A 26,996-nucleotide genomic window follows, 5' to 3' on the forward strand; every position below is an offset into this window, starting at 1 on the left:
TTAGGGACTGGCCGCGGCCAGCGGCATCGCCCGCAGCCGCGCCAGCGCCGAGCCCGCCGCCACCGCGAAGGAGGCGAGGAAGACGAGCCCCGCGAGCCCGATCGCGGCCCCGGGGCCGAAGCTCGCGGCCAGCGCGCCACCCGCCAGCGCCCCCAGCGGCCGCACGCCGTAGAGCGCGACCTGCATCGTCGCCGCGACCCGCCCCTGCAAGGCGGCGGGCGTCAGCAATTGCCGGATACTGGTCTGCGTCACCAGCCAGAGCATCGGCCCGAAGCCGAGCATGAGCTGCGCGAGGAAGCCGCCCGCCACCCCCGGCACTGTCACCAACAGCAGCGGCGCCAGCAGCGACAGCCCGGGCCCGGCCAGCAGGATGACCCGCGGCGCCAGCCTGGCCAGCAGCGCGGGGGCCGCGGCCGCGCCCAGCAGCAGCCCCGCGCCATAGCCCGCCTGGGCCAGCCCGATCTGTTCCGCCACCAGCCCCAGGGTCGCGACCGTATAGGGCACGAAGCCCGCGAGCCAGGCGAAGAAGGCGAAGTTCCAGCACACCGCGCAGAGGAAGATCGCCCGCAGCAGCGGCTGCGCGGCAACGAAGCCCGCGCCCTCCCGCAGCAACAGGCTCAGCGCCGGCCGCGTGGCCGGCTCTGGGGCGCCGCCCTCCGGCAGGCGCCAGGCGGTCGCGGCGGCGGCCAGCGCGGCCACCGCCGCCAGCCCGTAAACCCCCGCGCCGAGCCCGGCGCCGACCAGCCCGCCCGCCAGCAGCGGTGCCGCCAGCGTCACCAATGCCCGTGCCAGCTCCAGCCGCGCATTGGCCGCCGGCATGGCGCCGGGTGCCACCAGCACCGGCACCAGCGCCCCGGCCGACAAGGCAAACACCACCGTCCCGCAGGAGCCCGCGGCGGCCCCCAGGCCCAGCAGCACCAGCGATCCGCCGAGCGCCCCCGTCAGCGCCAGCGCGGCACCCGCCGCCGCGACCAGCATCGCCGCGACCAGCAGCCGCCGCCGGCGCGTGTGATCGACCAGCACCCCAGCCGGCAGCGAGCACAGCAGCCAGGCCGCGCTCTGCGCGGCGATGAGCCAGCCGACCTCCCGCGCCCCGGCGCCGAGCGCCACCACCGCCGTCAGCGGCAGGGCCGCCAGCGCGAGCTGGTCGGCGGCATGGGCGCCGGCATTGGCGAGGAAGAGGCGGGGGAAGGGGCGCATGGTCCGGCTCCGGCAGGGGAGCCGCCTCATGCCGCCCTGCCGGCGCCGCCGCGCCCCGCTTCTTGCGCTGCTACCCGGCGCAATTCGACCGCAAGCGCCGGGATGCGGCCATCCCGGCACCGCGCGAAAACCCCGGGCATCGCAATCCGACCTGCCAGGGACCATCCTCATGGCCATGACCAAGCTGTTTCCGACCGAGGCCGCGCGCTGGGACGCCGTGGCGAACCGCGACCCCACGGCCGATGACGCCTTCTGGTATTCCGTCGCCACCACCGGTGTCTATTGCCGCCCCTCCTGCGCCGCGCGGCTGGCGCTACGGAAGAATGTCGCCTTTCACCTCTCCTGCGCCGCCGCCGAGGCGGCGGGGTTCCGCCCCTGCAAACGCTGCCGTCCGAACGAGGCCTCGCTTGCCGCGCGCCAGGCCGATGCCGTGGCCGCCGCCTGCCGCAGGATCGACGCGGCGCTGGCGGCGGGCGAGCCGGTGCCGGGGCTGGAGGCGCTGGCGCGGCCAAGCGGGCTCAGCCCCTTCCATTTCCACCGGGTGTTCCGCGCCATCGCCGGGGTGACGCCACGCGCCTTCGCCGCCGCCCGCCGCGCCGGGCGGGTGCGGGCCGGGCTGGCGGCGGGCGCGAGCGTGACGGCGGCGCTGTATGACGCGGGCTTCAACGCCAGCAGCCGCTTCTACGCGGCCACGCCAGACATGCTGGGGATGACGCCCTCGGCCTATCGCGACGGCGGGCGGGCGCAGCGCATCCGCTTCGCGATCGGGGAATGCTCGCTGGGCAGCATCCTGGTCGCGGCGACCGAGCAGGGGGTCTGCGCCATCCAGTTCGGCGACGACCCGGCGGCGTTGCTGGCCGATCTGCAATCCCGCTTCCCCAAGGCCGAACTGCTGGGCGGCGATGCGGCGTTCGAGACCATGGTTGCCCAGGTGGTCGGGCTGGTGGAGGCGCCGCATGCGACCCAGCGCGCGCTGCCGCTCGACCTGCGCGGCACCGCCTTCCAGCAGCGGGTCTGGCAGGCGCTGCGGGCGATCCCGCCGGGCGGCACCGCGACCTATACCGAGATCGCCGCCCGGATCGGCGCGCCGCGCGCGATCCGCGCCGTCGCCTCCGCCTGCGCCGCCAACCCCGCCGCCGTCGCCATCCCCTGCCACCGGGTGGTGCGGAGGGATGGGGATCTGGCCGGCTATCGTTGGGGCATCGAGCGCAAACGCGCCTTGCTGGCGCGGGAGAGTGCGGCGTGACCGGCCGCATCGCCGGGCTGGACTGGGCCGGGATCGCGGCGTCGCTGGATGCGACCGGGGCCGCGACCACCGGCCCGGTGCTGAGCCCGCAGGACTGCGCCGGGCTGGTCGCGGGCTACGACCAGCCGGGGCTGTTCCGCAGCCATGTCGTCATGGCCCGGCACGGGTTTGGCCGCGGCGAGTACCGCTACTACGCGGCCCCCTTGCCGGGGCTGGTGGGGGCGCTGCGGGCGGCGCTCTATCCGCGCCTCGCGCCGATCGCCAATGCCTGGGCCGAGACGCTGGGGGAGGCGGTGCGCTTCCCCGCCGAGCATGCCGCCTTCCTGGACCGCTGCCATGCGGCGGGGCAGAGCAAGCCGACGCCGCTGCAATTGCGCTACGGGCCAGGCGACTACAATTGCCTGCACCAGGATGTGTATGGCGAGCACGTCTTCCCCTTGCAGGTGGTGTTCCTGCTCTCGACGGGGTTTTCGGGCGGGGAATTCGTGCTGACCGAACAGCGGCCGCGGATGCAGTCCCGCGCCGAAGTGGTGCCGCTGGCGCAGGGCGAGGCGGTGATCTTCGCGACCCGCCACCGCCCGGTGCGGGGCAGCCGCGGCGCCTATCGGGTCACCCTGCGCCATGGCGTGAGCCGGGTGCGGGAGGGTGCGCGGCACACGCTCGGGATCATCTTCCACGATGCTGCCTGAGATGGGCTGCCTGAGATGGGCTGCCTGAGATGGTCCGCCTGAGATGGTCCGCCAGAGGTGGTCAGCCTGAGGTGGTCAGCCCCGGCGGATGACGTAATCCCCGGCTTCCAGCGCCGCGACGATGCGGTCGCCTTGCGCGGAATCCCGCACCTCGACCATCAATTCCAACTCCGCCGTCTGCACCGAGGGCGCGGCGAAGAGACGCTGGTGGCTGACCTCGATGACATTGCCGCCGGCGGCGGCGACGCGCGTCGCGATATCGGCGAGCACGCCCGGACGGTCGGGGATGTCGAGGTGCAGCCGCAGGATGCGCCCGTCCCGCAGCAGGTTCCGCAGCAGCACATTGGCGAGGATCCGCGGATCGATATTGCCGCCGCAGACCGGGGTGCCGATGCGCTTGCCGGCGAACCGCTCGGGGAAGGCCAGCACGGCGGCGAGACCGGCGGCCCCCGCGCCCTCGGAGACGATCTTCGCCCCCTCGGCCAGCAGCGCGATCGCCTGTTCCACGGCGCGTTCGGGCACCACCAGAACCTCGATCCCGCGCGCCCGCAGGATCGCGAAGGGCAATTCGCCGACATCGCGCACGGCGATGCCCTCGGCGATGGTCGCACCGCCGACCTTCACGGGCAGGCCCGCCAGGCGCTGGGCCATGGCCGGATAGCCCTCGACCTCGACGCCGAAGACCGGCAGGCCGGGGGCGACGCCTTCCGCGGCGATGACGCAGCCGGCGAGCAGCCCGCCGCCACCGACCGGAATGATCAGCGCGTCGAGCGCCCCGCCATCCTCGATCAGTTCCAGCGCCAGCGTGCCCTGGCCCGCGATCACGCCGGGATCGTCATAGGGGTGGACGAAGACCAACCCTTGCTGTGCGGCAAGCAGGTGGGCGTGGCTCGCGGCCTCGGCCAGGGTATCGCCATGCAGCACAACACTCGCGCCGAACCCCTCGGTGCGCAGCACCTTGGTCGCCGGGGTGAAGCGCGGCATCACGATGGTCGAGGCGATCCCTGCCAGGGTCGCGTGGCGCGCGACCGCCTGGGCATGGTTGCCGGCGGACATGGCGATGACGCCGGCGGCACGCTCGGTCGGCGTCAGCAGCGCGATGCGGTTGGCCGCCCCGCGCTCCTTGAAGGCGCCGGTGACCTGAAGATTGTCGAGCTTCAGCACCACATCCGCGCCGCTCGCCCGCGCCACGGCGGCGGGGGCGATGCAGGGCGTGCGCAGCACCTGGCCGGCGATACGGGCCGCCGCGGCCCGGATATCCGCAAGACCGAGAGAGAGGGACGGAAGCGAATCCATGGTCAGAGGTAGCGGACGGCCGTGATTTCCACCGACCGCGCCCCGCCAGGGGCCGGAACCTCCACCGTGTCGCCGATGGTCTTGCCCAGCAGGGCCTTGGCCAGCGGCGAGGAAATGGAAATCGAGGCATTCTTCATATCGGCTTCGTACTGGCCCACGATGCGGTAGGATTTCTCCTCCTCCGTCTCCTCGTCCAGGATCGTCACATGTGCGCCGAAGCGCACCTGGTCGCCGGTGATGCGCGCGATGTCGATGACCTCGACGGAGGGGATCACCGATTCCAGCTCCGCGATGCGGCCCTCGATGAAGGACTGGCGCTCGCGGGCGGCGTGGTATTCGGCATTTTCAGAGAGATCGCCATGCTCCCGCGCTTCCGCGATCGCGCGGATCACGGCTGGACGCTCCTCGACCTTCAGCATCCGCAACTCATCTTCGAGCCGCGTCAGCCCTTCCGGCGTCATCGGGAACTTCTGCACGTGCGGACACCCCTCCTGTCCCCATTCCTGGGGAATATACGGCTCAACCCGGCGGGAGGTCAGCCCCCCGCCGGTTGGTCAAGACTGTGCAAAGTAGGACTGCAAAGGTGCCACATCAAGCGTGCCGGCGCGAAGGGCCGCGATCGCATGCACCGCGGCCCGGGCGCCGGCCATGGTCGTGTAGTGCGGAATCCCGTGGGTGAGGGCGCTGCGACGGATATCGAAACTGTCCGCGACCGACTGCCCGCCGCCGGTCGTATTGATGACCAACTGAATTTCACCCGATTTCATGCTGTCCACACAATGCGGACGCCCTTCGGCAACCTTGTTCACGACGGTGCAGGCAATGCCCGCGGTGCGCAAACGTGCGGCCGTCCCGCGAGTCGCGAGCAGGGAGAACCCCATCTCCACCAATCGCCGCCCCAGGGTCGCGACCACCGCCTTGTCGCCATCCTTGACCGAGAGGAAGGCGGTGCCGGCGATCGGCAGGTTCACCCCGGCCCCCATCTGGGCCTTGAGGAAGGCGCGCTCGAAGGAGGCATCGAGGCCCATCACCTCGCCGGTGGACTTCATCTCCGGCCCCAGGATCACATCGACGTTCGGAAAGCGGTTGAACGGGAAGACCGCTTCCTTGACCGCGACATGGCCCGAGACCGCGTCATCATCCAGGCGGAATTCGGTCAGAAGCGCGCCCGCCATCACCCGCGCGCCGATCTTGGCAACGGGAACGCCCGTCGCCTTGGCGACGAAGGGGACGGTGCGGCTGGCACGCGGGTTCACCTCAAGGACGAAGATCTCGCCGTCCTTGACCGCGTATTGCACATTCATCAGGCCGACGACCTTCAGCGCGCGGGCCATCGCCTCGGTCTCGGCACGGAGCTCCGTGATGATCGAGGGGGGCAGCGAATAGGGCGGCAGCGAGCAGGCGCTGTCACCGGAATGGATGCCGGCCTCCTCGATGTGTTCCATCACGCCCGCGACATAGACATTGCCCTCGCGGTCGGCGATGCAGTCCACATCCACCTCGATGGCATCGGCCAGATACTGGTCGATCAGGATCGGGTTCTCGCCCGAGACCTTCACCGCCTCGGCGCCGAACCGCATCAGCTGTTCGCGGTTCCAGGCGATTTCCATCGCGCGGCCGCCGAGCACGTAGCTCGGGCGCACGACGACGGGGTAGCCGATGCGCTCGGCTTCCACCGCGGCTTCCTCCAGGCTGCGCGCGGTGCCGTTCCGCGGCTGCATCAGCCCGAGGCCCTGCAACAACCCCTGGAAGCGCTCGCGATCCTCGGCGATGTCGATGGCCTCCGCGCTGGTGCCGAGGATCGGGATGCCCGCCTTGTGCAAAGCCTGCGACAGCTTCAGCGGAGTCTGCCCGCCATATTGCACGATGCAGCCGAGCAGGGTGCCGTTCTCCTGCTCCTTGCGGATCACGGCGACGACATCCTCGGCGGTCAGCGGCTCGAAATACAGCCGGTCGGAGGTGTCGTAATCGGTGCTGACCGTCTCCGGGTTGCAGTTGATCATGATGGTCTCGAAGCCGGCTTCCTTCAGCGCATAGGCGGCATGGACGCAGCAATAATCGAATTCGATACCCTGGCCGATGCGGTTCGGCCCGCCGCCCAGGATGATGATCTTTTTCGCGTCGGTCGGGCGGCTTTCGCAGACCGGGGGGCCAAAGCCGCCCTCGAAGGTGGAATACATGTAGGAGGTATCGGCGCCGAATTCGCCGGCGCAGGTGTCGATGCGCTTGAACACCGCATTGACGCCGAGCGCCTGGCGCGCGGCGCAGACCGCGGCCTCGGTGCTTTTGGTCAGGGTCGCGAGGCGGGTGTCGGCAAAGCCCATCGCCTTCAGCGCGCGCATGGCCGCGGCCTCGGTCGGCAGGCCGTGGGCGATGACCTCGGCCTCGGCGCGGACGATGTCGCGGATCTGTTCCAGGAACCAGGGATCGAAGCGGCAGGCCTCGTGGATTTCCGCAACCGTCAGCCCGGCGCGGAAGGCCTGGGCGACGACCAGGCTGCGGTCGGGGCGGGGGATGGCCAGGGCGGCGAAATACGCCTCCTTCGAGCCATTGCCCGGCACCGGGAACTCATCGAGGCCGGTGAGCCCCGTCTCCAGCGAACGCAGCCCCTTCTGGAAGGCCTCGGAGAAGCTGCGTCCGATGGCCATGGCCTCGCCGACCGACTTCATGCTGGTGGTCAGGGTCGCCGGTGTGCCGGGGAATTTCTCGAAGGTGAAGCGCGGGATCTTCACGACCACATAATCGATGGTCGGCTCGAAGCTCGCGGGCGTCACGCGGGTGATGTCGTTCTGCAACTCGTCCAGCGTATAGCCGACGGCGAGCTTGGCGGCGATCTTGGCGATCGGGAACCCTGTGGCCTTGGAGGCCAGGGCGGAGGAGCGCGAGACGCGCGGGTTCATCTCGATCACCACGACGCGGCCATCCACGGGGTTGATGCCGAACTGCACGTTGGAGCCGCCGGTATCGACGCCGATCTCGCGCAGGCAGGCGATCGAGGCATCGCGCAGCCGCTGGTATTCCTTGTCGGTCAGGGTCAGCGCCGGGGCGACGGTGACGCTGTCGCCGGTATGGATGCCCATGGGATCGAGGTTCTCGATCGCGCAGACGATGATGCAGTTGTCGTTGGTGTCGCGCACCACCTCCATCTCGAATTCCTTCCAGCCCAGCACGCTTTCCTCGACCAGCACTTCGCTGGTCATGGAGGCGGCGAGGCCGGAGGCAACGATCTGCTCGAATTCCTCGCGGTTGTAGGCGATGCCGCCGCCGGTGCCGCCGAGGGTGAAGGAGGGGCGGATGACGCAGGGCAGCTTGACGATCTCAAGCCCGGCGCGGGCCTCGTCCATGGTGTGGGCGATGACGCTCTTGGGGCTCTCGATACCGATCTTGCTCATGGCGTCACGGAACTTCAGGCGATCCTCGGCCTTGTCGATGACCTCGGCCTTGGCGCCGATCAGCTCGCAGCCGTATTTTTCCAGGATGCCGGCCTCGGCGAGCTTCAGCGCGGTGTTCAGCGCGGTCTGGCCGCCCATGGTCGGCAGCAGCGCGTCGGGGCGCTCCTTGGCGATGATCTTCTCGACCATCTCCACGGTGATGGGCTCGATGTAGGTCGCATCCGCCAGGCCCGGATCGGTCATGATCGTGGCGGGGTTGGAGTTGACCAGGATGACGCGGTAGCCCTCCGACCGCAGCGCCTTGCAGGCCTGGGCGCCGGAATAGTCGAATTCGCAGGCCTGGCCGATGACGATCGGGCCGGCGCCGATGATCAGGATGGATTTGATGTCAGTGCGCTTGGGCATGGAAAAATCCGGTCAGCCCTGGCGGGCGAAGAAGGGCAGGATGGGCAAGGCGAGGCCCTGAAGGATGGCGGAGCCGAGCAGCGTGAACAGCGCCGTCTCCTCCATGCCGGTCTGCATTGAGACCGGCAGTGCGAGCAGCCCCGCGAGGCCGGCACAGCCGAGGTTGGTCGCAAGCGAGCGTGGCCAGCGCCGCAGCGGCCGGGTCAGCCGCCACAGCAGCGGCGTGCCGAGCACCGCGACCAGCAGCGCGATGCCGGCACCGGCATAGAGTTCGGAGAAGTCGAGCGTGATCCACATCGGCTCAGCGCTTCGGACGCGGCACGGTGTAGTGCACCCAGGCGAGCAGCATCACGATGAGGAAGGCGGTGATGCCGACGAGGAAACCGAACAGCGTGCCGAGGAGATTGTCGTTGAAGACCTGCTCCGGCCGCGACCGCATGAACAGGAGCTGCGACAGCACCAGGGCGAATAGCAGCAGCAGCGGCGCGGCCACCGCCGCCCGCACCCGCGGCATGAAGCGCGCGGCCACGGCATAGATCGGCACGCAGAGCACGAGCATGGCGAAGGTGGCGCTCAGCACCATCCCGATCACCATCGCCATGGCTCACCGCCGCCCGTCGAGGGCGAGCTTCGCCGCAAGCAGGGTCAGCGCCGCGGCCATCACCCAGCGCTGGGTCGCGAGCCAGAGCGGCCGCACCGAGAGGAAGCGCGCCACACCGCCCGCGCCCAGCACCAGCGCCGCATCGAAGATGGTGCAGATCACGACCTGGATGCCGCCGAGCAGGATCGCCTGCCAGAACAGCCCGCCAAGTGCGGGGTCCATGAAGGGCGGCAGCACCGCCACATAGAACAGCGCGACCTTGGGGTTCAGCACCGCCGTCGCGATGCCGACCGAGACCAGCCGCGCATCGCTTTCCGCCGGCATCGGCCGGGGCAAGAAGATCGGCTGCCCGCCGGGCTTCACCGATTGCCAGGCGAGCCAGAGCAGATAGGCCGCCCCGCCGAGGCGCATCGCGTCATAGGCCAGCGGCACCGCCAGCAGCGCCGCGGTCACGCCGCCGGCGGCCCCCATCATGATGATGGCGCTGCCCGCCTGGCAGCCGGCCAGCGAAACCATCCCGGCCCGGCGCCCCTGCGTCAGCGTGCGGCTGACCAGATAGAGCATGTTCGGCCCCGGGGTGATCGCGAGCCCGACCGACAGCGCGGCGAAGGCCAGCAAGGTGGTCGCGGTCATCATCAGCCCTGCACCGAGAACCCGCCGTCAACGGCGATCGCCGTGCCGGTGACGAAGCTTGCCTCGTCGCTGGCGAGAAACGCCGCGATGCCGGAGAAATCCTTGGGGTCGCCCCAGCGCTTCATCGGCGTGCGGGTGGTGACCATGTCGTTCAGGGTCGGCACGTCGCGCCGCGCCCCTTGGGTCAATTCGGTGTCGATCCAGCCGGGCAGGATCGCGTTGACGGTGATGCCGTCACCGGCCCAGGCGATGGCGCAGGATTTGGTATATTGCACGACCGCGCCCTTGCTCGCGCCATAGGCCGGGCTGACGGCCATGCCGAAGAGCGAGAGCATGCTGCCGATGTTCACGACCCGGCCATGCCCGCTCGCGGCCAGCGCCGGATGCGCCGCCCGCGTCATCCGCATCAGCGCGGTGAGGTTGAGGTCCAGCACCGCCGCCCAATCCTCGTCGGTGACGATCTCGGGGCGGATGCGGCGGTTGGTGCCGGCGTTGTTCACCAGGATGTCGAGCCGCCCGGTGCGGTCCAGCACCTGGGCCACCAGCCGCTCGGCGGCGCCGGGGGCGACCAGATCGGCATGCAGGGCGAAGGCGGGTTCGCCCAGGGTCGCGACGGCGGCGGCGTTCTTGGCCTCATCGCGCGCGGCGATGACGACCCGCGCGCCGCAGGCGGCAAGGCCGCGCGCCATGCCGAGCCCGATGCCGCCATTGCCGCCAGTCACCAGGGCCACGCGCCCCGTCAGATCGAACATGCCGCTTCCCCCCAAACGTTACGCCCTGATGGCTAAGCCTTGGCTTGCATCATATCGACGAACCGGCCGAACAGATGGTGGCTGTCGGTCGGCCCCGGGCTTGCCTCGGGATGGTACTGCACGCTGAAGGCCGGGAGCGAATCGCTGGCGATCCCCTCGTTGCTGCCATCGAACAGGCTGGTGTGGGTGACCCGCACGCCGGCGGGCAGGCTGTTCGCATCGACGGCAAAACCGTGGTTCTGCGAGGTGATCTCGACCCGCCCCGTCGCCAGCTCCTTCACCGGCTGGTTGGCGCCGCGATGGCCGAGGGCGAGCTTGTAGGTCTTGGCCCCGAGCGCCAGGGCCAGAAGCTGGTGGCCGAGGCAAATGCCGAAGACCGGCACGCCCGCCGCCAGCACGGCCTTGATCGCGGGCACCGCATAGACGCCGGTCGCGGCTGGATCGCCGGGACCGTTGGAGAGGAAGACGCCATCCGGCTTGCGGGCCAGGATCTCCTCGCCCGTCGCGGTGGCGGGCAGCACCATCACCTCGCAGCCGGCGGCGGCGAGGCAGCGCAGGATGTTCAGCTTGGCGCCGTAATCCATCGCGACGACCCGGAACCGCGGGGCGGTCTGGGTGGGGTAGGTGTTGGTGGCCCAGTCCCAGGCGCCCTCGGTCCAGCCATAGGCCTGGCGGCAGGTGACCTCGCGGGCGAGGTCCATGCCCTCCAGCCCGGGCCAGGCGGCGGCCTTGGCGGTCAAAGCGGCGAGGTCGAATTTCCCATCGGCCGGGAAGTGGATCACCCCGGTCGGCGGGCCGCCGTCGCGGATGCGGATGGTCAGGGCGCGGGTATCGATGCCGGCGATGCCGGGGATGCCGTAGCGCACCAGCCAGTCCCGCAGGTCCAGCGTCGCGCGCCAGGAGGCGGGGGCGGTCGGGTCGGCTTTGACGATCAGCCCGCGGGCGGCGGGGGTCACCGCCTCCAGGTCATCCGCGTTGCAGCCGGTATTGCCGATATGGGGGAAGGTGAAGCAGATCGACTGCCCGGCGTAGGAGGGGTCGGTCAGGACCTCCTGATACCCGGTCATCGCGGTGTTGAAGCAGATCTCGGCGACCGTGGTCGCATGGGCGCCGAAACCGCGACCCCAGAACACCGTGCCATCGGCCAGCACCAAAGCGGCGGTCGCACCGGCGGGGGGGGAGGGGGGCATGCTGCTATCCTTCGTCGCGGGCTGGGCGGGGGCGGTGGTTTCGGCCGGGCGCGGCATGTCGGCCAGCGTAAGCCCCGTCGCTTCCAATACCACTGGCCAGTGCTTGGGGGGGATGGCGCGGGACTGGCGCCATTTGCGGATCGCCTCGGTGCCGACCTTGCAGCGCGCAGCGGCCGCTTCCGGGCCGCCCAACCGGGAAATGATGTCTTCGACACTGGTCATGCCGGGATAATGTGGGAATTTTCTTCCCAGTTCAAGCCGGAAGCGGCGCGGCCCTTGGGAATTTCCTTCCCAATCTTTCCAAAATCGGGGTGGCGTGCCAGATACAAGCCATGACCGATACGCGCACGCGGCTGACCGCCGACCTCAAGACCGCCATGCTGGCCCGCGACGCCGAGCGTGTCGGCACGCTCCGCATGATCCAGGCCAAGATCAAGGACGCCGACATCGCCGCCCGCCCCGGCCCGCCGCTGGAGGAGGCCGCGCTGACGCCGGTCTTCCGCAGCATGGTCAAGAGCCGGCGGGAGTCGATCGAGCTGTATCGCCAGGGCAACCGGCCGGAGCTGGTCGCCAAGGAGGAGGCCGAGATCGCGGTGATCGAGGCCTATCTGCCGCAGGCGATGGATGATGCGACGCTCGCCGCCGCGGTCGATGCCGCCATCGCCAGCAGCGGCGCGACCTCGGCCAAGGAGATGGGCAAGGTCATGGCCGCGCTGAAGGCGGCCCATGGCGCGGCGCTGGACATGGGCCGCGCCGGGCCGCTGGTGAAGGCGAAGCTCGCCTAAACCAGGTCCTCCGCGAGCACCACCAGGGTCACGGTGTAGGACACCTCGCCATCCTCGGCCTCGCGGTCGACGGTGCCGAGGCATTCCCCATTGACGTGCAACTCGACCGAGGCCGATTTTTGCGGCGGCTGGGTGAGGATAAGGTTCTTCGCCCCCAGGACTTTCTGGAGATAGGCCTGAACCTTCTGTCGCTCGACAGGCGTCATATGCTGTTCCAATCCGATTTCGCAGGGCGTGTTACGCGCGGTCGCCCCCAGGCGCAAAGGGTCCGATGACACTTCCCCCCGCCTTCATGGACACGCTGCGGGCCCGCATCGCCATGCCAGGGCTGGTCGGGCGACGGGTGCGCCTGATGAAATCCGGGCGCAACTGGAAAGGCTGCTGCCCCTTCCACAACGAGAAATCCCCAAGCTTCTATGTGTATGAGGACGGGTTCCACTGCTTCGGCTGCGGCGCCCATGGCGATGCCATCGCCTTCGTGATGCGGACCGAGGGCGCGACCTTTCCCGAGGCGGTCGAGCGCCTGGCCGCCGAGGCCGGGCTGGAGGTGCCGAAAGCCTCCCGCGAGGAAGCGATTCGCGAAACCCGGGCGCGGGATCTCTACGCCGTCATGGAGGCGGCCTCCGACACCTTCATCCGCCGCCTGCGCCTGCCCGAGGGCCGGGCGGCGCTGGACTACCTCCGCCGCCGCGGGCTGACCGAGGAGACCATCCGCGCCTTCGGCCTCGGCTGGTCGGGGCCGGGGCGGGGCTCGCTGGTCGCCGACCTCAAGGACAGCGGCATCACCACCGAGCAACTGCTGGACTGCGGGCTGCTGAAGGAGCCCGACGACGGCCGCCCGCCGCGCGAGGCCTTCTGGGACCGGGTGATGTTCCCGATCCGCGACCGTCGTGCCCGGCTGATCGCCTTCGGCGGACGGGTGCTCGGCGATGGCCATCCGAAATACGTGAACAGCCCGGAGACCTCGCTCTTCTCCAAGCGGCGCAACCTCTATGGCCATGATCGGGCGCGGCACGCGGTGCATGACGGCGCGCGGCTGCTGGTGGCCGAGGGCTACATGGACGTGATCGCGCTGCACCAGGCCGGGTTCGGCGGCGCGGTCGCCCCCTTGGGCACCGCGCTGACCGAGGAGCAGATGGCCGAGCTTTGGCGCATGGCGCCCGAGCCGGTGCTGTGTTTCGACGGCGACAGCGCCGGCCAGAAGGCCGCCTTCCGCGCCGCCGAGGGCGCGCTGCCGGCGCTGACGCCGGAGCGGTTGCTGCGCTTCGCCAGCCTGCCGCCGGGCGAGGACCCGGATACGCTGATCACCAAATCGGGCCCCGAGGCCTTCCGCCGCATCCTGGACGCGGCCGAGCCGATCGAGGCGGTGCTGTTTCGCCTGGCGCAGACCGAACACCCGGGCGAGGGCCCGGCCCCGCGCGCCGCGCGCAAGACCCGGCTTGCCGCCATGGCGGCGGCGATCGCGGACAAGAACCTCGCCGATACCATGGGGCGCGAGTTGCTGCACCGCTGGTACGGCCCGCGCCGCGCCGCCCCCGGCCCGCGCGCCCCCTGGAAGGGCCGCGCCCCCGCCGGCCGCGACTGGGGCCTGCCGCCGCGCCCCGAGATCACCGCGGCCGCGGTGCGCAACGAACAGACCCGCTGCCTCATCGCCCTGCTGCTGCATCACCCCAGCCTGCTGCCGGAGGTGGAGGAGGCCCTGGCCCGGCTGGACCTGCCCGAAGGCCCGGCGGCGCGGCTCCGCCCCGTCCTGCTGGCATGGCATGATGACATTCAGATGCTTGACCCGAAGGGCCTGCTCGCCCACTTGGGGAAGTTGGGGTTGGCCGAGGATGCGGCGGCGGTCCTGGTGCGGAACGGTTTGCCGGCGGAAGCCCTGCCGGACGCACAGGACGCCGAAGCCTTGGCGGCCTTCTGGCATTGGCATGGCTTGCTGCAAGGGCGGGCGGAGATCGAGGCGGCGCTGACAAGCGCCATGGCGGCTTTCGTCGCTTCCTCGACCGCCGCGACCCAGGCGCAGGTCGTGGGGTTGCGCCGGGCGGCGGAAGCGCTGTTCGGCCAGATTGAAGAGGATTGACGCGGCGTGACCTCCCAAGGCTGGGGGTGTCGCGGGCGTCGCCTATATATAGGGGGGTAATGTTTGCCCCCGATAGATGAAACCGGTGCGCGGGCCAGGTCGGCCCAGCCCCAACAAGACGGAGCGGATCGGCATGGCGACCAAAGCAGCGGGCGGCACCGACACCATCGAAACCCGCGATGAAGCGGTGGAAAGCGTCATGCTCGACACCCTTACCGCATCGGTCAAGAAGCTGGTCGCCCGAGGCAAGGAGCGCGGCTACGTCACGGTCGATGAGCTGAATGCGGCACTCCCCTCGGAACAGGTCTCCTCGGAACTGATCGAGGACACCATGGCGATGCTGAGCGAGATCGGCATCAACGTGGTCGAGAACGAGGAAGCCGAGGAAGGCGAGGCCCCGGCCGCGGTGGACAAGAAGCCGGCCGAGGAAAAGGAAGAGTCCGAGGACGAGGAGAGCAGCGGCGGCAACGTCAACGAGGAGACGATGGGGCGCACCGATGATCCGGTGCGCATGTACCTGCGCGAGATGGGCTCGGTCGAGCTGCTGTCGCGTGAGGGCGAGATCGCCATCGCCAAGCGGATCGAGGCCGGCCGCGACATGATGATCGCGGGCCTCTGCGAGAGCCCGCTGACCTTCCAGGCGATCCTGCGCTGGCACGAGGCCATCAAGGCCGAGAAGATGCTGCTGCGCGACGTCATCGACCTTGAGGCCACCAACCACGCCGACAGCCCGGAAGGCGCGCAGCCCGCCGAGCCCGAGGAATATGAGGAAGGCGAGGAAGGCGAGGGCATCGGCCTGTCGCTCTCCGCCCTCGAAGCCAAGCTGAAGCCCGAGGCGCTGGCCGCCTTCGAGGCGATCGAGGAGGTCTATGGCCGGCTGTCCAAGCTCTCGGTCAAGCGGATGGACACCTATACCTCCGGCGGCGAATTGGGCGGCCGGACCGAGAAGACCTATGAGAAGAGCCGCGTCGAGCTGGTCGGGCTGGTGCAGAAGGTGCACCTGCACAACAACCGGATCGAGGAGCTGGTGGACCATCTCAAGGGTCTGAACCGGCGGATGACAAACCTGGAAGGCCAGGTCCTGCGCCTCGCTTTGGCGCAGAAGATCAAGTCCGAGGATTTCGTCGCGCAATGGCGCGGCAGTGAGCTGGATCCCGCCTGGTTCGACCGGCTCGAAAAACTGCCGGCCAAGGCCTGGAAGAACTTCGTTGCCAAGGCGCGGCCGGATGTGGAGGCGATCCGCCTCGACATCACCAAGGTCTCGGCCGAGGCCGGGCTGCCCGTCGTGGATTTCAAGCGCGTCCATGCCGTGGTCAGCCGCGGCGAGCGCGACATGACCCAGGCGAAGAAGGAGATGATCGAGGCGAACCTGCGCCTCGTGATCTCCATCGCCAAGAAATACACCAACCGCGGGCTGCAGTTCCTGGACCTGATCCAGGAGGGCAACATCGGGCTGATGAAGGCGGTCGATAAGTTCGAATACCGCCGCGGCTACAAGTTCTCGACCTATGCCACCTGGTGGATCCGCCAGGCGATCACCCGCTCGATCGCCGACCAGGCGCGGACCATCCGCATCCCGGTGCATATGATCGAGACGATCAACAAGCTGGTCCGCACCTCGCGCCAGATGCTGCACGAGATCGGCCGCGAGCCGCAGCCCGAGGAACTCGCGGAAAAACTCGGGATGCCGCTGGAGAAAGTGCGGAAGGTGCTGAAGATCGCCAAGGAGCCGATCTCCCTCGAAACGCCGATCGGCGACGAGGAGGACAGCCACCTCGGCGATTTCATCGAGGACAAGGCGGCGATCATCCCGCTGGATGCCGCGATCCAGTCCAACCTGCGGGAGGCGACGACCCGCGTGCTGTCCAGCCTGACGCCGCGTGAGGAGCGGGTGCTGCGGATGCGCTTCGGCATCGGCATGAACACCGACCACACGCTGGAGGAGGTCGGCCAGCAGTTCAACGTCACCCGCGAGCGCATCCGTCAGATCGAGGCGAAGGCGCTGCGGAAGCTGAAGCATCCGAGCCGCTCGCGGAAACTCCGCAGCTTCCTGGAAACCTAGCCGAAGGAACCAGTCCGTGAGCGCACGGGTTCACCCGATCGAGGAAGTGCGGGAGGTGACGGTGGACGTCACCTTCCTGCGTATGGACCAGGCCCCGGCAGCCGGGCCGGAGCCGCTGCCCAAGGGCTGCCAGATGGTGCGGCTGCGGGAATGCGCGGTGCCGTATTACCGCTTCCTCTACGACACGGTGGGCGGGCCGCATCTGTGGTGGATGCGGCGGATCGCCCATGATGGGGAGATCGCCGCGGCCTTGGCGCATCCCTCGATTTCCGTGCATGTGCTCTATCGCGGCGGGCAGCCGGCGGGGTTCTACGAGTTGGAACGGCGCTCCGGGCGCAGCACCAACCTCGCCTATTTCGGGCTGATGCCCTTCGCCATCGGGCAGGGGCTGGGCCGCGCCTTCCTCGGCCATGCCATCGCCACCGCCTGGTCCGAGGGCTGCCAGAGCCTGAGCGTGAACACCTGCACCGCCGACCACCCGCGCGCGCTGCCGGGCTATCTCGCGGCGGGGTTCGAGACGATCAGGGTGGTGCGGGAGGTTTGGCCGATCCCGACCCGGCTGGGGCTGAAGATCCCGGCGCATCTCGCCTGATCCCGGCCCGGACCAGCCGCCGCAGCAGCAGCGGCGCGAGGTAGATCGGGAACTGGCACATGGCGAAGTAGAGCCAGGCCGCCCCCGGCAGCGCCCCATCCGTCGCCGCCAGCATCAGCCCCATGTTGCGCTGCGAGGCCATCAACGCGAGCGATAGCGCCGCCTGCCGGCCCGCGCGGCGGAACAGCAGCGCGGTCGCGCCAAACAGCACGAGGAAGATCGCCAGCGCCAGCAGCGCCATCCAGGCGACGCCGAGCGGATCGGCCAGGGTCTGCCCCGCCACATCGCCCATCACCGCCGAGACGAAGACCAGCAGCACCAGGATGTTGAAGCCGTTCACCGCCTCGCGGTGCCGCTCCAGCGCCGGCACCCCCGGCCAGCGGCGCACCGCCAGGGCCAGGGCCAGCGAGCCCAGCAGCATGGCCGCGAGCTTCAGCCCCATGGCCAGCGGCGAGAGCGGCAGCGCATCGCCGAGGAAGATCCAGGCGAAGAGGGGGGCGGTCAGCGGCACCAGCATCGTCCCGCCGACCAGGGAGATCAGCACCAGCGTCGCATCCAGCCCCATCAGCGCCGCCAGCGCCGGGGCCGCCATCATCGGCGAGGCGATGCCATGCAGCATCAGCCCGAGTGCCAGCCCAGGCGGCGCCCCCATCAGCGCCAGCCCCACGCCATAGAGCAGCGGCACCGCGATGGTGGTCCAGCCGATCGCCGCCAGCACCAGCCCCGGCCGCCGCAGATGCCCCCGCAGCGCGACGAGATCGACCCGGGCGAAGGAGACCACCAGCAGCAGGAACACCGCCTCGGTCACATAGGGCCGCAGCACGGCGCCGAGCGGGGGCAGGCCGATGCCCACGACCAGCAGCGCCGCCACCGCGCGCGCGCCCTGCCGTCCGATCCAGGCCAGCAGGCGATAGGGTGATGTGGTCAGGACAGTCCCCGCCAGGCGATCTCCGCCCCCAATGCCAGCAACCCGAGGAAGAAGCAGCGCCGGAAGGTCTCGGGCGAGACCCGCGCCCGCAGCCAGCCGCCGAGCGCCATCCCCGCCAGCGCCGGGGCCAGCGCCAACAGCGAGCCCCCGAGCGCCGCCACCGGCAGCGCCCCATGCGCGGCAAGGCCCGCCGCCAGCGCCAGGGTCGAGACGGTGAAGGACAGCCCCAGCGCCTGCACCAACTCGTCGCGGGACAGCCCGAGGGCGGCGAGATAGGGCACCGCCGGCAGCACGAAGACGCCCGTCGCCCCGGTGACGAGGCCGGTCGCGATGCCTACCACCGGCCCGGCCCAGGGCTCGGCCCGCGCCGGCACATGCAGCCGCAGCCGCGACAGCCCGACCGCCGCATAGGCGATCAGCGCCAGCCCCAGGGCCGCGACCGGCAGGCGGGAGGCGCTGCCCGCGATCAGCCCCGCGCCCGCGAGCGTGCCGATCAGTATGCCCGCCATCATCGGCCCAAGCCGCCGCGGCAGCCGCCCCAGCCCCGGCCCCGCCAGCAATTGCCAGATGTTCGTGACCAGCGAGGGCACCACCAGCAAGGCGGCCGCCTCCACCGGCAACATCACCAGCCCGAGCAGCCCCATGGCGATGGTGGGCAGGCCGAGGCCGATCACCCCCTTCACCACGCCGGCGAGGAGGAAGGTCGCGCCGATGAAAATCAGGTCAGCCATTGCCGCCCTCTCGACCGTGCCAGGGACATCACCTCTGGACCCCATCGGGCCGACGCTGGCGCCCGTGCAGCACGCGCAGGAGTTCGACGGCATCGCCCCGCACGCGGTAGGGCACGATGTAGGGCGTCCGAGGGACGACCAATTCCCGCGTCCCGCTGCGCCGGCCCGGTCGGCCTGTTCCCGGAAATTCCGTGAGGGCGGCGACAGCGGAGAGGACAAGCTGCATCTGTTCGCTCGCCGCGCCCAGGTCGCGGATGGCCGGTTCGGTCCAGATTATCCGCATTTGGGGGCCGGGCGTTCGGCGGGGCTACCCCACGACCGAACCCAAGCCTCTACATCCTCATGCGAAGCAACCCGGCCATCCTCCGCCGCCTTGATCCCTTCGTCGATGGCCGCGAGATGCCACGTCTGCAGCGCGACATAGTCCTCGACCGCCTGCTCGATGATCCAGGATTTTGGACGATCCAGGGCGGCGGCGAGGGCGCCGACCTGTTCGTTCAGTGTCGGCGTCAGGCGAACGCTGACCGGCTGGCCCTTGCTCATTTTGGTGTCTGTCACAGCCATTCGCTTATCATGCACTACGCCGCACTACAGTGTAAACGAGATCGAGGGGTGCTTGTCGCCAAGCACCCCCGCCCCGCCGCTACTGATGCGCCAGCACCGCCAGCAGCAGCAGCGCCACGATGTTGGTGATCTTGATCATCGGGTTCACCGCCGGGCCGGAGGTGTCCTTGTAGGGATCGCCCACGGTGTCGCCGGTGACGGCGGCCTTATGGGCATCGCTGCCCTTGCCGCCATAATGGCCTTCCTCGATGTATTTCTTGGCATTGTCCCAGGCACCGCCGCCCGTGGTCATCGAGACCGCGACGAAGAAGCCGGTGACGATCACGCCCAGCAGCATCGCCCCCAGCGCGGAGAAGGCCGCGGCCTTGCCCCCCACCGCCAGGATCACCCCGTAGCAGACGATGGGCGACAGCACCGGCAGCAGCGACGGGATGATCATTTCCCGGATCGCGCTCTTGGTCAGCATGTCCACCGCCCGGCCGTAGTCGGGCCGGACCTCGCCGGTCATGATGCCGGGGTTCTCGCGGAACTGGCGGCGGACTTCCTCCACCACGCTCATCGCCGCGCGCCCGACCGCCGTCATCGCGATGCCGCCGAACAGATACGGCAGCATGCCGCCGAACAGCAGCCCGACCACGACATAGGGATCGGAGAGCGAGAAGGTCAGCGGCGGGATCCCCGCGAAATACGGGTACTGCGCCGAATTGGCGATGAAGTAGTTCAGGTCCTGGGTATAGGCCGCGAAGAGCACCACCGCGCCGAGCGCCGCCGAGCCGATCGCATAGCCCTTGGTCACCGCCTTGGTGGTGTTGCCGACCGCATCCAGCGCATCCGTGGTGTGGCGGATTTCCGGCGGCAGCCCAGCCATTTCGGCGATGCCGCCGGCATTGTCGGTGACCGGCCCGAAGGCATCGAGCGCCACGATCATGCCCGCGACCCCCAGCATCGTCGTGGTCGCGATGGCGATGCCATAGAGACCGGCGATGTTGAAGCTGAACAGGATGCCCGCGATGATGATCAGCGCGGGGATCGCGGTCGCCTCCATGCTGATGGCCAGGCCCCGGATGACATTGGTGCCATGCCCGGTCTGGCTGCTTTCGGCGATCGCCCGCACCGGCTTGTACTGCGTGCCGGTATAGTATTCGGTGATCACCACGAGGCAGGCCGTCACCGCGATGCCGACGACGCCGCAGAGCCAGAGCCCGAGCGGCGTGAAGCTCACCCCCTGGGCCGTGATGATGTTGGTGAAGCCGCCGAAGATGATCGCGGTCAGCGGCAGGGTCGCCACCAGCGACAGCACCGCCGTCACGATCAGCCCGCGATAGAGCGCCGACATGATGTGCTGGCTGGCCGGCAGCTTCACGAAATAGGTGCCGGCGATCGAGGTCACGACGCAGACGCCGCCCACCGCCATCGGATAGAGCATGCCCGCAAGCCGCTGCCCCGGATCGACGAAGGCGATGGCCGCCAGCACCATGGTCGCGACCAGGGTGACCGCATAGGTCTCGAACAGATCCGCCGCCATGCCGGCGCAATCGCCGACATTGTCGCCCACATTGTCGGCGATGGTGGCGGGGTTGCGGGGGTCGTCCTCGGGGATGCCGGCCTCGACCTTGCCGACCATGTCGCCGCCGACGTCAGCGCCCTTGGTGAAGATGCCGCCGCCGAGCCGCGCGAAGATCGAGATCAGCGAGGCGCCGAAGCCGAGGGCCACCAGCGCATCGATGACGACGCGCGAATTCGGCGCATGGCCGCCGAGCACGACCAGGATGAAGAAGTAGCTGGTGACCCCGAGCAGCGCCAGGCCCGCGACCAGCATGCCGGTGATGGCGCCCGACTTGAACGCCACATCCAGCCCCGCCGCCAGCGAGGTGGCCGAGGCCTGGGCGGTGCGGACATTGGCCCGCACGCTCACGTTCATCCCGATGAACCCCGCCGCCGCCGAGAGCAGCGCCCCCAGCAGGAAGCCGATCGCGACGGTGATGCCGAGCAGCCAGACCACGATGACGAACAGCACGGCGCCGACGATGGCGATCGTCGTGTATTGCCGCTTCAGATAGGCCTGGGCCCCTTCCTGGATCGCCTGGGCGATCTCCTGCATCCGGGCCGAGCCCGCATCGCGGGCCAGCACGTCCTTCGCCGTAACAACGCTGTAGGCGATGGCTGCGCCCCCCAGCAGAATGACCAGCAGCAATGAAATCGTCAGCAAGTCGGAGTCCCCCTTTTCCAATCGTTCTTAGCGCGACAGGTGCCGGCGCTATGCGCCGGTTGGGGGAAGGCTGGCAGGACGGCGAGCGGCCTGCAAGGCGGCTGTCAATACTCGAATTCGTAGCCGAGCCCGACCCGTTCGCCGGCCTCCCCGCGCGAGGTCTCGGCCTCCAGCCGCAGCCGGGGCGTCAGCTCCCATTGCGCCGAGACGCCGGGGGCGGCGCCGGTGGTGCCGGGGCGGATGCCGAGGTAGAGGCCCGGCGCCAGATAGCGCCCGGCCTCGACGCCGGTATTGCCGTTCTCCCCGGTCGCGACCCCGAGCCGGTCGAGCCCCAGCGAACGGCCAAGGCGGGAGAGCGCGCCGCCGGTGCCCTCGCCGCCGGTGCCGGAGAGCCGGGCCAGCGCCTCCACCGCCTGCACCGCCTCGATGCCCGACAGCTTCTGCCCGCTGCGACCGAACAGCAGCTGCGCCATGGCTTCCTCCGGCGGCAGTTCGGGGGCGGAGGTGATGCGGATGTCGGGTTTGTTGGCCGGGCCGGTCACCTCGATGGTCACGCGGTAGCTGCCGGCGTCCGAGGTCGCCGAGAGGTTCAACGTGGGGATCAGCTCCCCGGCGAAGCGCATGGTGCCGCGCTGGAAGGTGAGCCTCCGCGTCGGCAGTTCCAGCGAGCCACGCCGCAGGGTCAGCTCGCCTTGCGAATCCGGCGCGGTCAGCGTGCCGCCCACGGCCAGGCTGCCGCCCAGCTCCGCATCCACGCCACGCCCCTGCACCAGCACCCGCGGGGCGTTGATCTGCAAGGCCAGGACCCAGGCGGGGCCGGAGCCCCCGGGCGGGGCCAGGGGCCGGCGCACCAGCGGTGCGGCGCCGCTGGGCCTGGTGCCGCGCGACTCGACGCCCGCGAGCAGCGGCACCGAGCCGGAGAGGGTTTCCGGCACCCGCAGATCGGCCCGCGGCACGTCGATGCGCCCGGCCAGCCGTGCGGCGCCCAGCAGCGGCCCGACCAAGGTGAGGTCGGCATTGAAGCTCGCGCTGCCGAAGCCGCCGGCCAGCGGCCGGGCATTGCGCGCGGTCAGGCGCAGATCGGCGGGGATGCCCTCGGCCAAGGGGTCAAGGCTGCCCGTGATGCCCAGCGTGCCGCCACCGGCGGTGCGCCCGGCGAGGCTTTCGATCCGCAGCCGGTCATTGGCGAAGCCGAGCCGCCCGGTGAGGTCGGTGACCGCGCCGCCAAGTGCGGCATTGCGCCAACTGCCGCCCGAGAGCGTGGCCCCCCCCTCCGGCCGTGGCGCGCCCAGGGTGCCGCCGATGCGGACATCGAGCGCGACCTGCCCGGCGACCCGATCCGCCCCCCCGTTCAGGAAGGGCGCCAAAGCGCGGTTGAGGTCGAAATTGCCCCGCAGCGCCGCCTGCATCGCCGAGGAGTCCGACCAGCCCGCGAGGCTCGCGGTGCCAGTGACCCGCCCGGTCTGCCCCGCCTCGGCCGAGAGGCTGACGCGGCCGCCGGCGGCCGAGGCCTCGCCCTCCGCCTGCGCCGAGACCGGCGGCAGGCCGGAGACGCCGGGGCTGCCGAGCCCGGTCGCATTGAGGCGGAAGCGGGCGCGCTCGGCCTTCTCGATGGTGACGGTGCCATCCACCCGGCCGGTCACCGGGCCGGCCAGATCCAGCGGCACCGCATGCAGCGCGACCTCGACGCGGTTCATGATCGCACCCGAGGCCTCGATCCGGCCGGAGCCGATGCCCAGTGCCAGACCCTCCAGCACCGGCCCCGCCTCGGCATTGCGCAGCCGGGCCGGGCGCAGCAGCCGCAACAACTGGCCGGGGCCGCGGAACACATCAAGCGCGGCGAGGTCCAGCGCCTGTTCGGCCGGATGCGCGGTGCCGCGCAGGGTGGCGCGGACGCCGGAGGCGGCGGCATTGGCCTCGATCGCCAGCGCCTCCAGCCCGCCTTCCGCCGTGACGCGCGCGGTGGTGCCGTCGGGGCGGCTCGCATCGATCCGGACCTTCACCCGCTGCACATCCGCAGGGGTGGTCGCCTCCACCGTGGCTTCGATGCGTCCGGGCGTGCCGGGCAGCAGAACGGCGAGGTCGGGGACCAGCAAATGCGCGCCGCCGGTGGCGAGCCGCCTGGCCGGATCGACCAGCCCGCTGGCCTCCAGCCTGGCGGTGCCGAGGCTGACCTCGGCCGCATGCAGCCGGATCAGCGCGCCCTCGGGGCTGGCGCGCAGGGTCAGCGCCAGCGGCAGGTCGCGGTAGCGGCCGCTGCCCTCGGCGGTGGCTTCGACCGGCAGCCCGGCGGCGAGGCGGATGGTGGCGGTCAGGCGCGGCGCCTCGACGCCCGCGAGCCCGGCTTCGACGCCCTCCGCGAGCAGGGTCACGCGGCCATCGGTGATCCCGCCGTCCAGGGTCGCCTCGACATGGGCGGGGCCGGCGAGGCCGAGCGGGGCCAGGTCGCGCAGGTCCAGCACCACCTTGGCGGTCTGCGGCATGCCGGCGGGGGTCAGGGTCGCCTCCGCCTGGGCCGCGAGCTTGTCGGCATCGAGGGTCGCGGTCACCGCCTCGCCAGTCTCGGCCAGGGTGCCGGCCAGGGTGCCGGTGACCGTGTTGCCGAGCAGCGCATCGGCCTGGGCGACGCCGCTGCGGGGTTCGGTCACGCGGAAACGCGCATCCAGCCGAGGGGCGGCGAGGCTGCCGAGGATGCGGCCCTCGGCCCCGGCCTCGGCGAAGCCGGTGCCGGGCGGCAGCAGGGCGCGGGCCGGGGGCGCGGCAGCGGCCCGGAACGCCAGCGCCAGCGCGCCGTCGCCGGCGATATCGCCCGAGAGGTCCAGGGTGCCGGCCGGCACCGCGGCCTTCACCCCGGTCAAGGTGATCGCGCCATCCGCGGCCAGGGCCAGCCTGCCGGACAGGTCGAGCTGTTCCGCCGCCGGGGGCAGCAGCCCGGGGCCGCGCGCCGCCGCGGTCAGGTCGAGCTGCGCGCCGCCTGCGGCATCCAGCCCGACGGTGCCGCTGGCGGTCAGGCTCACATCGGCGCCGAGCCCCGCGCTCAACCGGAAGGGGGCGGCGGCGACCGGCCCGTCGAGGCTGAGCTCCACCCGCCCCGGCAGATCGGCGCGCCCGGCGAGCAACTGGCCGAAGGCCCCGGCCGGATCATCCAGCCGGATCTGCGCCGCGAGCCGGCCGGTGCCCGGGCGCCAGTCCAGCGCGACGGTGCCGGTGCCCGCCGCATCCAGGCGCTTCAGGTCGAGGTCGGCGGTCAGCCCGGTGCCGGGCACCAGCGCGGCCGAGCCGGTCGCGGCGAAATGCGCCTCCTGCCCGGCGACCGCCTCGCCGATGATGACCTCGTCCAGCGCCAGGGCGCGGATCTCGATGCTGACCGGCAAGGACGGCAGTTCCGGCAGCAGCGGGCCGGGCGGCGGCGGTTCGGCGGCGGGCGTGCCCGGGGGCAGGCGGTCGAGGCGCAGCCGGGTCGCGCTGACGCGCTCCAGCCGGATGATCCGATCGGCCAGCGCCGCCCAGTCCAGCGAGATCTCGGCGTTCCGAAGGTCGAGCCAGACCCCCGCGTCATCGGCCATGGCGATGCGGTCGGCGTGGAAGCGGCCGGGGAAGGGGCCGGACAGGCCCTCGATGGTCAGCCCTGGCACGGCGCCCATGGCGGTCTTCTCAAGCAGCCGGCGCCCCGGGCCGGTATCGGCCGCCCAGAGCAGCCCCAGCACCAGCAGCGGGATCGCGACCAGCAGCGCCAGGACCAGACGCAGCCCCCAGAGCGCCAGGCGCCTCAAAACGCCTGCCCCAGCCCGATATAGATCCCATAGGCGGAGGAGCCGGTCTGGCCCACCAGCGGCACCGCGACATCGACGCGGATCGGCCCGATCGGGGTATTGTAGCGGACGCCCGCACCGGCGCCGAAGCGCAGCTCGCCGAAATCGGGCGTCGCGCTATCGCCGACCGAGCCGCCATCGATGAACACCGCCGCCCCCCAGGGGCCGGAGATCTGCTGCCGCCATTCGACCGAGGTCTCGACCAGGCTGGCGCCGCCGCGGGCGCGGTTGCCGGCGGTGCGGGGGCCGATCGACTGGTAGTCGTAGCCGCGCACCGAGCCGCCGCCACCGGCGAAGAAGCGCTGCTGCGGCGGCACCTGCGCCGGTTCCGCCCCGGCCAGCGAGCCAAGCACGCCACGCAGCGCCAGCACCCCGCGCCCCTCGCCCAGCAGGTCGAGATAGACGCTGCCGCTCGCCTTCATCACGGCATAGGCCTCGGCCGCCTCCATCTCGTAGCTCGGCGCCACCGCCAAGGTGATGCGGCTGCCGCGGCGCGGGTCGAGCAGGCTCGTGGTGTCGTCCCGCCGCGCGACCAGCGGCACCGAGAACAGGGTGTAGGTGCGGAAGGGGCCGGATTCCTCGGCGGCCCGGCCGGTTTCGGCCGAGAGCCCGCCCGAGACGGTCCAAAGCTCGGTCAGCTTGCGCTCCAGCCCCAGCGTGCCGAGCACGGCATCGCGGGAATAGGCATCCAGCCGCTCGCGCAGCACCGCGATCTCGCTGGTCAGGGTCAGGTTGGGGGTGCCGAAGATCTCGGGCTTGCGCAGGGTCGCGGAGAGCCTGGCGTTGGTATTCTCCGTGCCGCCATCCCCGAGGCGGGAGACGTCCGCCTCGATCCGGAAGCGCTCGGCGCGGCCGAACAGGTTGCGGTGTTCCCACCAGAGCCGCGCCGAGGGGCCGTAATTGGTCTCATAGGCCGCCGAGGCGCCGATCGCATGCACCGGGCGTTCCTGCACCGTGAAGGTGACGGGCAGGCTGTTGCCGGGCCCGAGCCGCGAGCCCGGCGCGGCCCGCACCGCCGCGAAGACGCCAAGTGCCGAGAGGTCCCGCCGGCTGCGTTCCAGCGTGGCCGGCGAGAAGGGCTGGCCCGCGAGCCGCCCCGCCACGCGTTCGAGGAAGGCGCGGTCGGTGCGGGTCGCGCCCTCCACCACCGGCGTGCCGAAGACGGCGGCGGGGCCGGGCTCGATGCGCCAGGCGATGTCGAGCACATGGCGGTCGTAATCCACCACCGCCTCGCGCCCGACGACGCTGGCCAGCGGATACCCGGCCTCGCGCAATCGGCGGATCAGCCCGGCCTCGGCCGTCAGCACGGGCTCGATCCGGGCGGGATCGCCCGGGGTGAGGCCGAGTTCGGCCCCGGCGGCCGCGACCGCCCCGGGCGCCGCATCCCCGGCCGGGCGGAGGGTCAGCACGCCATAGCTGTAGCGCGGCCCCGGGCGGGGCAGCAGCCGGACCGGGACGGGTGTTGCGGGCGTGGTCAGCAGCGATACCGTCTCGGCGGGGCGGCCGGCGACCTCGGCCCCGATGCCGCCGCCCCAATAGCCCTCGGCGTGGAAGACCTCGGGCAGGCGGCCCAGATCCTCGGCGACGCGGGCCAGCAGCCCGGCCATGTCCTGCGGCGGGGCGCCGATCAGCGATTGCAGGCGGGAGGCGGCGAGCAAGGCGGCATCCAGCGCGTCATCGCCGCTCGGCGCGATCTCCAGCGTATAGGCGAGCCCGGCCACTTCCGCCTCGGCGGGGGCTTCGGCGGGGGGGGCTTCCTGGGCAGGCGATGGCAGGGTCCAGGGCAGGGCCACCAACAGGGTGGCGACGGCCGCCAGGACGCGCGGCAAGGC

Annotated in this window: 23 protein-coding genes; 6 read left to right on the forward strand and 17 right to left on the reverse strand. The window is 70.9% G+C overall.

Features of this window, described 5'->3' with window-relative positions:
• A complete protein-coding gene (locus C8P66_RS17110) occupies positions 1-1,200 on the reverse strand; it encodes an MFS transporter (protein ID WP_158537285.1) in 1,200 nt (399 codons plus the stop codon).
• A gap of 175 nt (positions 1,201-1,375) precedes the next feature.
• Between C8P66_RS17110 and ada the strand changes: the two genes are divergently transcribed.
• A complete protein-coding gene (gene ada, locus C8P66_RS17115; protein ID WP_245903642.1) occupies positions 1,376-2,446 on the forward strand; it encodes a bifunctional DNA-binding transcriptional regulator/O6-methylguanine-DNA methyltransferase Ada in 1,071 nt (356 codons plus the stop codon).
• Positions 2,443-3,135, forward strand: coding sequence for a 2OG-Fe(II) oxygenase (locus tag C8P66_RS17120; RefSeq protein ID WP_111399502.1), 693 nt, complete (start codon positions 2,443-2,445; stop codon positions 3,133-3,135). The genes ada and C8P66_RS17120 overlap by 4 nt, the downstream gene beginning before the upstream one ends.
• A 75-nt stretch (positions 3,136-3,210) precedes the next feature.
• Here C8P66_RS17120 and C8P66_RS17125 read toward each other — a convergent pair whose 3' ends face one another.
• The 8 genes from C8P66_RS17125 to carA all read right to left on the reverse strand — a co-directional run bounded on the left by C8P66_RS17125 (position 3,211) and on the right by carA (position 11,626).
• The gene (locus tag C8P66_RS17125) at positions 3,211-4,431 is read right to left on the reverse strand and encodes a threonine ammonia-lyase (protein WP_111399503.1); all 1,221 of its coding nucleotides are present in this window, start codon (positions 4,429-4,431) and stop codon (positions 3,211-3,213) included.
• 2 nt (positions 4,432-4,433) lie between these two features.
• The gene (gene greA / locus C8P66_RS17130; RefSeq protein ID WP_111399504.1) at positions 4,434-4,907 is read right to left on the reverse strand and encodes a transcription elongation factor GreA; all 474 of its coding nucleotides are present in this window, start codon (positions 4,905-4,907) and stop codon (positions 4,434-4,436) included.
• 78 nt (positions 4,908-4,985) lie between these two features.
• Complete coding sequence (gene carB / locus C8P66_RS17135; RefSeq protein WP_111399505.1) at positions 4,986-8,228, reverse strand: carbamoyl-phosphate synthase large subunit; 3,243 nt, start codon at positions 8,226-8,228, stop codon at positions 4,986-4,988.
• A 12-nt stretch (positions 8,229-8,240) separates the two neighbouring features.
• Positions 8,241-8,525 (reverse strand): hypothetical protein, encoded by a 285-nt coding sequence (locus C8P66_RS17140; protein WP_111399506.1) that lies wholly within the window; start codon positions 8,523-8,525, stop codon positions 8,241-8,243.
• Between the two features lie 4 nt (positions 8,526-8,529).
• Positions 8,530-8,829 (reverse strand): hypothetical protein, encoded by a 300-nt coding sequence (locus C8P66_RS17145; protein ID WP_111399507.1) that lies wholly within the window; start codon positions 8,827-8,829, stop codon positions 8,530-8,532.
• A gap of 3 nt (positions 8,830-8,832) precedes the next feature.
• The gene (locus tag C8P66_RS17150) at positions 8,833-9,465 is read right to left on the reverse strand and encodes a LysE family translocator (RefSeq protein ID WP_111399508.1); all 633 of its coding nucleotides are present in this window, start codon (positions 9,463-9,465) and stop codon (positions 8,833-8,835) included.
• A complete protein-coding gene (locus C8P66_RS17155; protein ID WP_111399509.1) occupies positions 9,465-10,214 on the reverse strand; it encodes an SDR family NAD(P)-dependent oxidoreductase in 750 nt (249 codons plus the stop codon). Before C8P66_RS17155 ends, C8P66_RS17150 begins: the two co-directional genes overlap by 1 nt.
• A gap of 32 nt (positions 10,215-10,246) precedes the next feature.
• Entirely contained in the window at positions 10,247-11,626 is a 1,380-nt protein-coding gene (carA, locus tag C8P66_RS17160) for a glutamine-hydrolyzing carbamoyl-phosphate synthase small subunit (RefSeq protein WP_111399510.1), read from the reverse strand.
• A gap of 110 nt (positions 11,627-11,736) precedes the next feature.
• On the opposite strand from carA, the gene C8P66_RS17165 reads away from it, so the two are divergent.
• Complete coding sequence (locus tag C8P66_RS17165; RefSeq protein WP_111399511.1) at positions 11,737-12,189, forward strand: GatB/YqeY domain-containing protein; 453 nt, start codon at positions 11,737-11,739, stop codon at positions 12,187-12,189.
• Here the strand turns inward: C8P66_RS17165 and C8P66_RS17170 are convergent.
• The gene (locus C8P66_RS17170; protein ID WP_111399565.1) at positions 12,186-12,395 is read right to left on the reverse strand and encodes a DUF3126 family protein; all 210 of its coding nucleotides are present in this window, start codon (positions 12,393-12,395) and stop codon (positions 12,186-12,188) included. The genes C8P66_RS17165 and C8P66_RS17170 overlap by 4 nt on opposite strands.
• 65 nt (positions 12,396-12,460) lie before the next feature.
• Between C8P66_RS17170 and dnaG the strand changes: the two genes are divergently transcribed.
• The 3 genes from dnaG (at position 12,461) to C8P66_RS17185 (ending at position 16,920) form a co-directional block, all read left to right on the forward strand.
• The gene (dnaG, locus tag C8P66_RS17175) at positions 12,461-14,266 is read left to right on the forward strand and encodes a DNA primase (protein ID WP_111399512.1); all 1,806 of its coding nucleotides are present in this window, start codon (positions 12,461-12,463) and stop codon (positions 14,264-14,266) included.
• Between the two features lie 133 nt (positions 14,267-14,399).
• Positions 14,400-16,328: an RNA polymerase sigma factor RpoD gene (rpoD, locus tag C8P66_RS17180; RefSeq protein ID WP_111399566.1), complete on the forward strand. Its 1,929-nt coding sequence runs from the start codon at positions 14,400-14,402 to the stop codon at positions 16,326-16,328.
• Positions 16,329-16,344: 16 nt separating this feature from the next.
• Positions 16,345-16,920, forward strand: a complete 576-nt coding sequence (locus tag C8P66_RS17185; protein WP_408882168.1) for a GNAT family N-acetyltransferase — start codon at positions 16,345-16,347, stop codon at positions 16,918-16,920.
• On the opposite strand, the gene C8P66_RS17190 is transcribed toward C8P66_RS17185, so the two are convergent.
• The 7 genes from C8P66_RS17190 to C8P66_RS17220 form a co-directional block, all read right to left on the reverse strand.
• Positions 16,850-17,791 (reverse strand): hypothetical protein, encoded by a 942-nt coding sequence (locus C8P66_RS17190; protein WP_211314181.1) that lies wholly within the window; start codon positions 17,789-17,791, stop codon positions 16,850-16,852. The genes C8P66_RS17185 and C8P66_RS17190 overlap by 71 nt on opposite strands.
• 53 nt (positions 17,792-17,844) lie before the next feature.
• A complete protein-coding gene (locus C8P66_RS17195; protein ID WP_111399514.1) occupies positions 17,845-18,579 on the reverse strand; it encodes a sulfite exporter TauE/SafE family protein in 735 nt (244 codons plus the stop codon).
• Positions 18,580-18,607: 28 nt separating this feature from the next.
• Positions 18,608-18,862 carry a type II toxin-antitoxin system RelE/ParE family toxin gene (locus C8P66_RS17200; protein ID WP_111399515.1) on the reverse strand — a complete coding sequence of 85 codons (255 nt, stop codon included), beginning with the start codon at positions 18,860-18,862 and terminating at the stop codon, positions 18,608-18,610.
• Positions 18,853-19,122 carry a CopG family ribbon-helix-helix protein gene (locus tag C8P66_RS17205; RefSeq protein ID WP_158537286.1) on the reverse strand — a complete coding sequence of 90 codons (270 nt, stop codon included), beginning with the start codon at positions 19,120-19,122 and terminating at the stop codon, positions 18,853-18,855. The genes C8P66_RS17200 and C8P66_RS17205 overlap by 10 nt, the downstream gene beginning before the upstream one ends.
• A gap of 100 nt (positions 19,123-19,222) precedes the next feature.
• Positions 19,223-21,352 carry a sodium-translocating pyrophosphatase gene (locus tag C8P66_RS17210; RefSeq protein WP_456303647.1) on the reverse strand — a complete coding sequence of 710 codons (2,130 nt, stop codon included), beginning with the start codon at positions 21,350-21,352 and terminating at the stop codon, positions 19,223-19,225.
• A gap of 104 nt (positions 21,353-21,456) precedes the next feature.
• Entirely contained in the window at positions 21,457-25,125 is a 3,669-nt protein-coding gene (locus tag C8P66_RS17215; protein WP_111399517.1) for a translocation/assembly module TamB domain-containing protein, read from the reverse strand.
• On the reverse strand, positions 25,122-26,993 hold the full coding sequence (locus C8P66_RS17220) for an autotransporter assembly complex protein TamA (RefSeq protein ID WP_111399518.1): 1,872 nt from the start codon (positions 26,991-26,993) through the stop codon (positions 25,122-25,124). Before C8P66_RS17220 ends, C8P66_RS17215 begins: the two co-directional genes overlap by 4 nt.
• Positions 26,994-26,996 lie beyond the last annotated feature (3 nt).

The organism is Humitalea rosea (assembly GCF_003253705.1).
Classification (GTDB): domain Bacteria; phylum Pseudomonadota; class Alphaproteobacteria; order Acetobacterales; family Acetobacteraceae; genus Humitalea; species Humitalea rosea.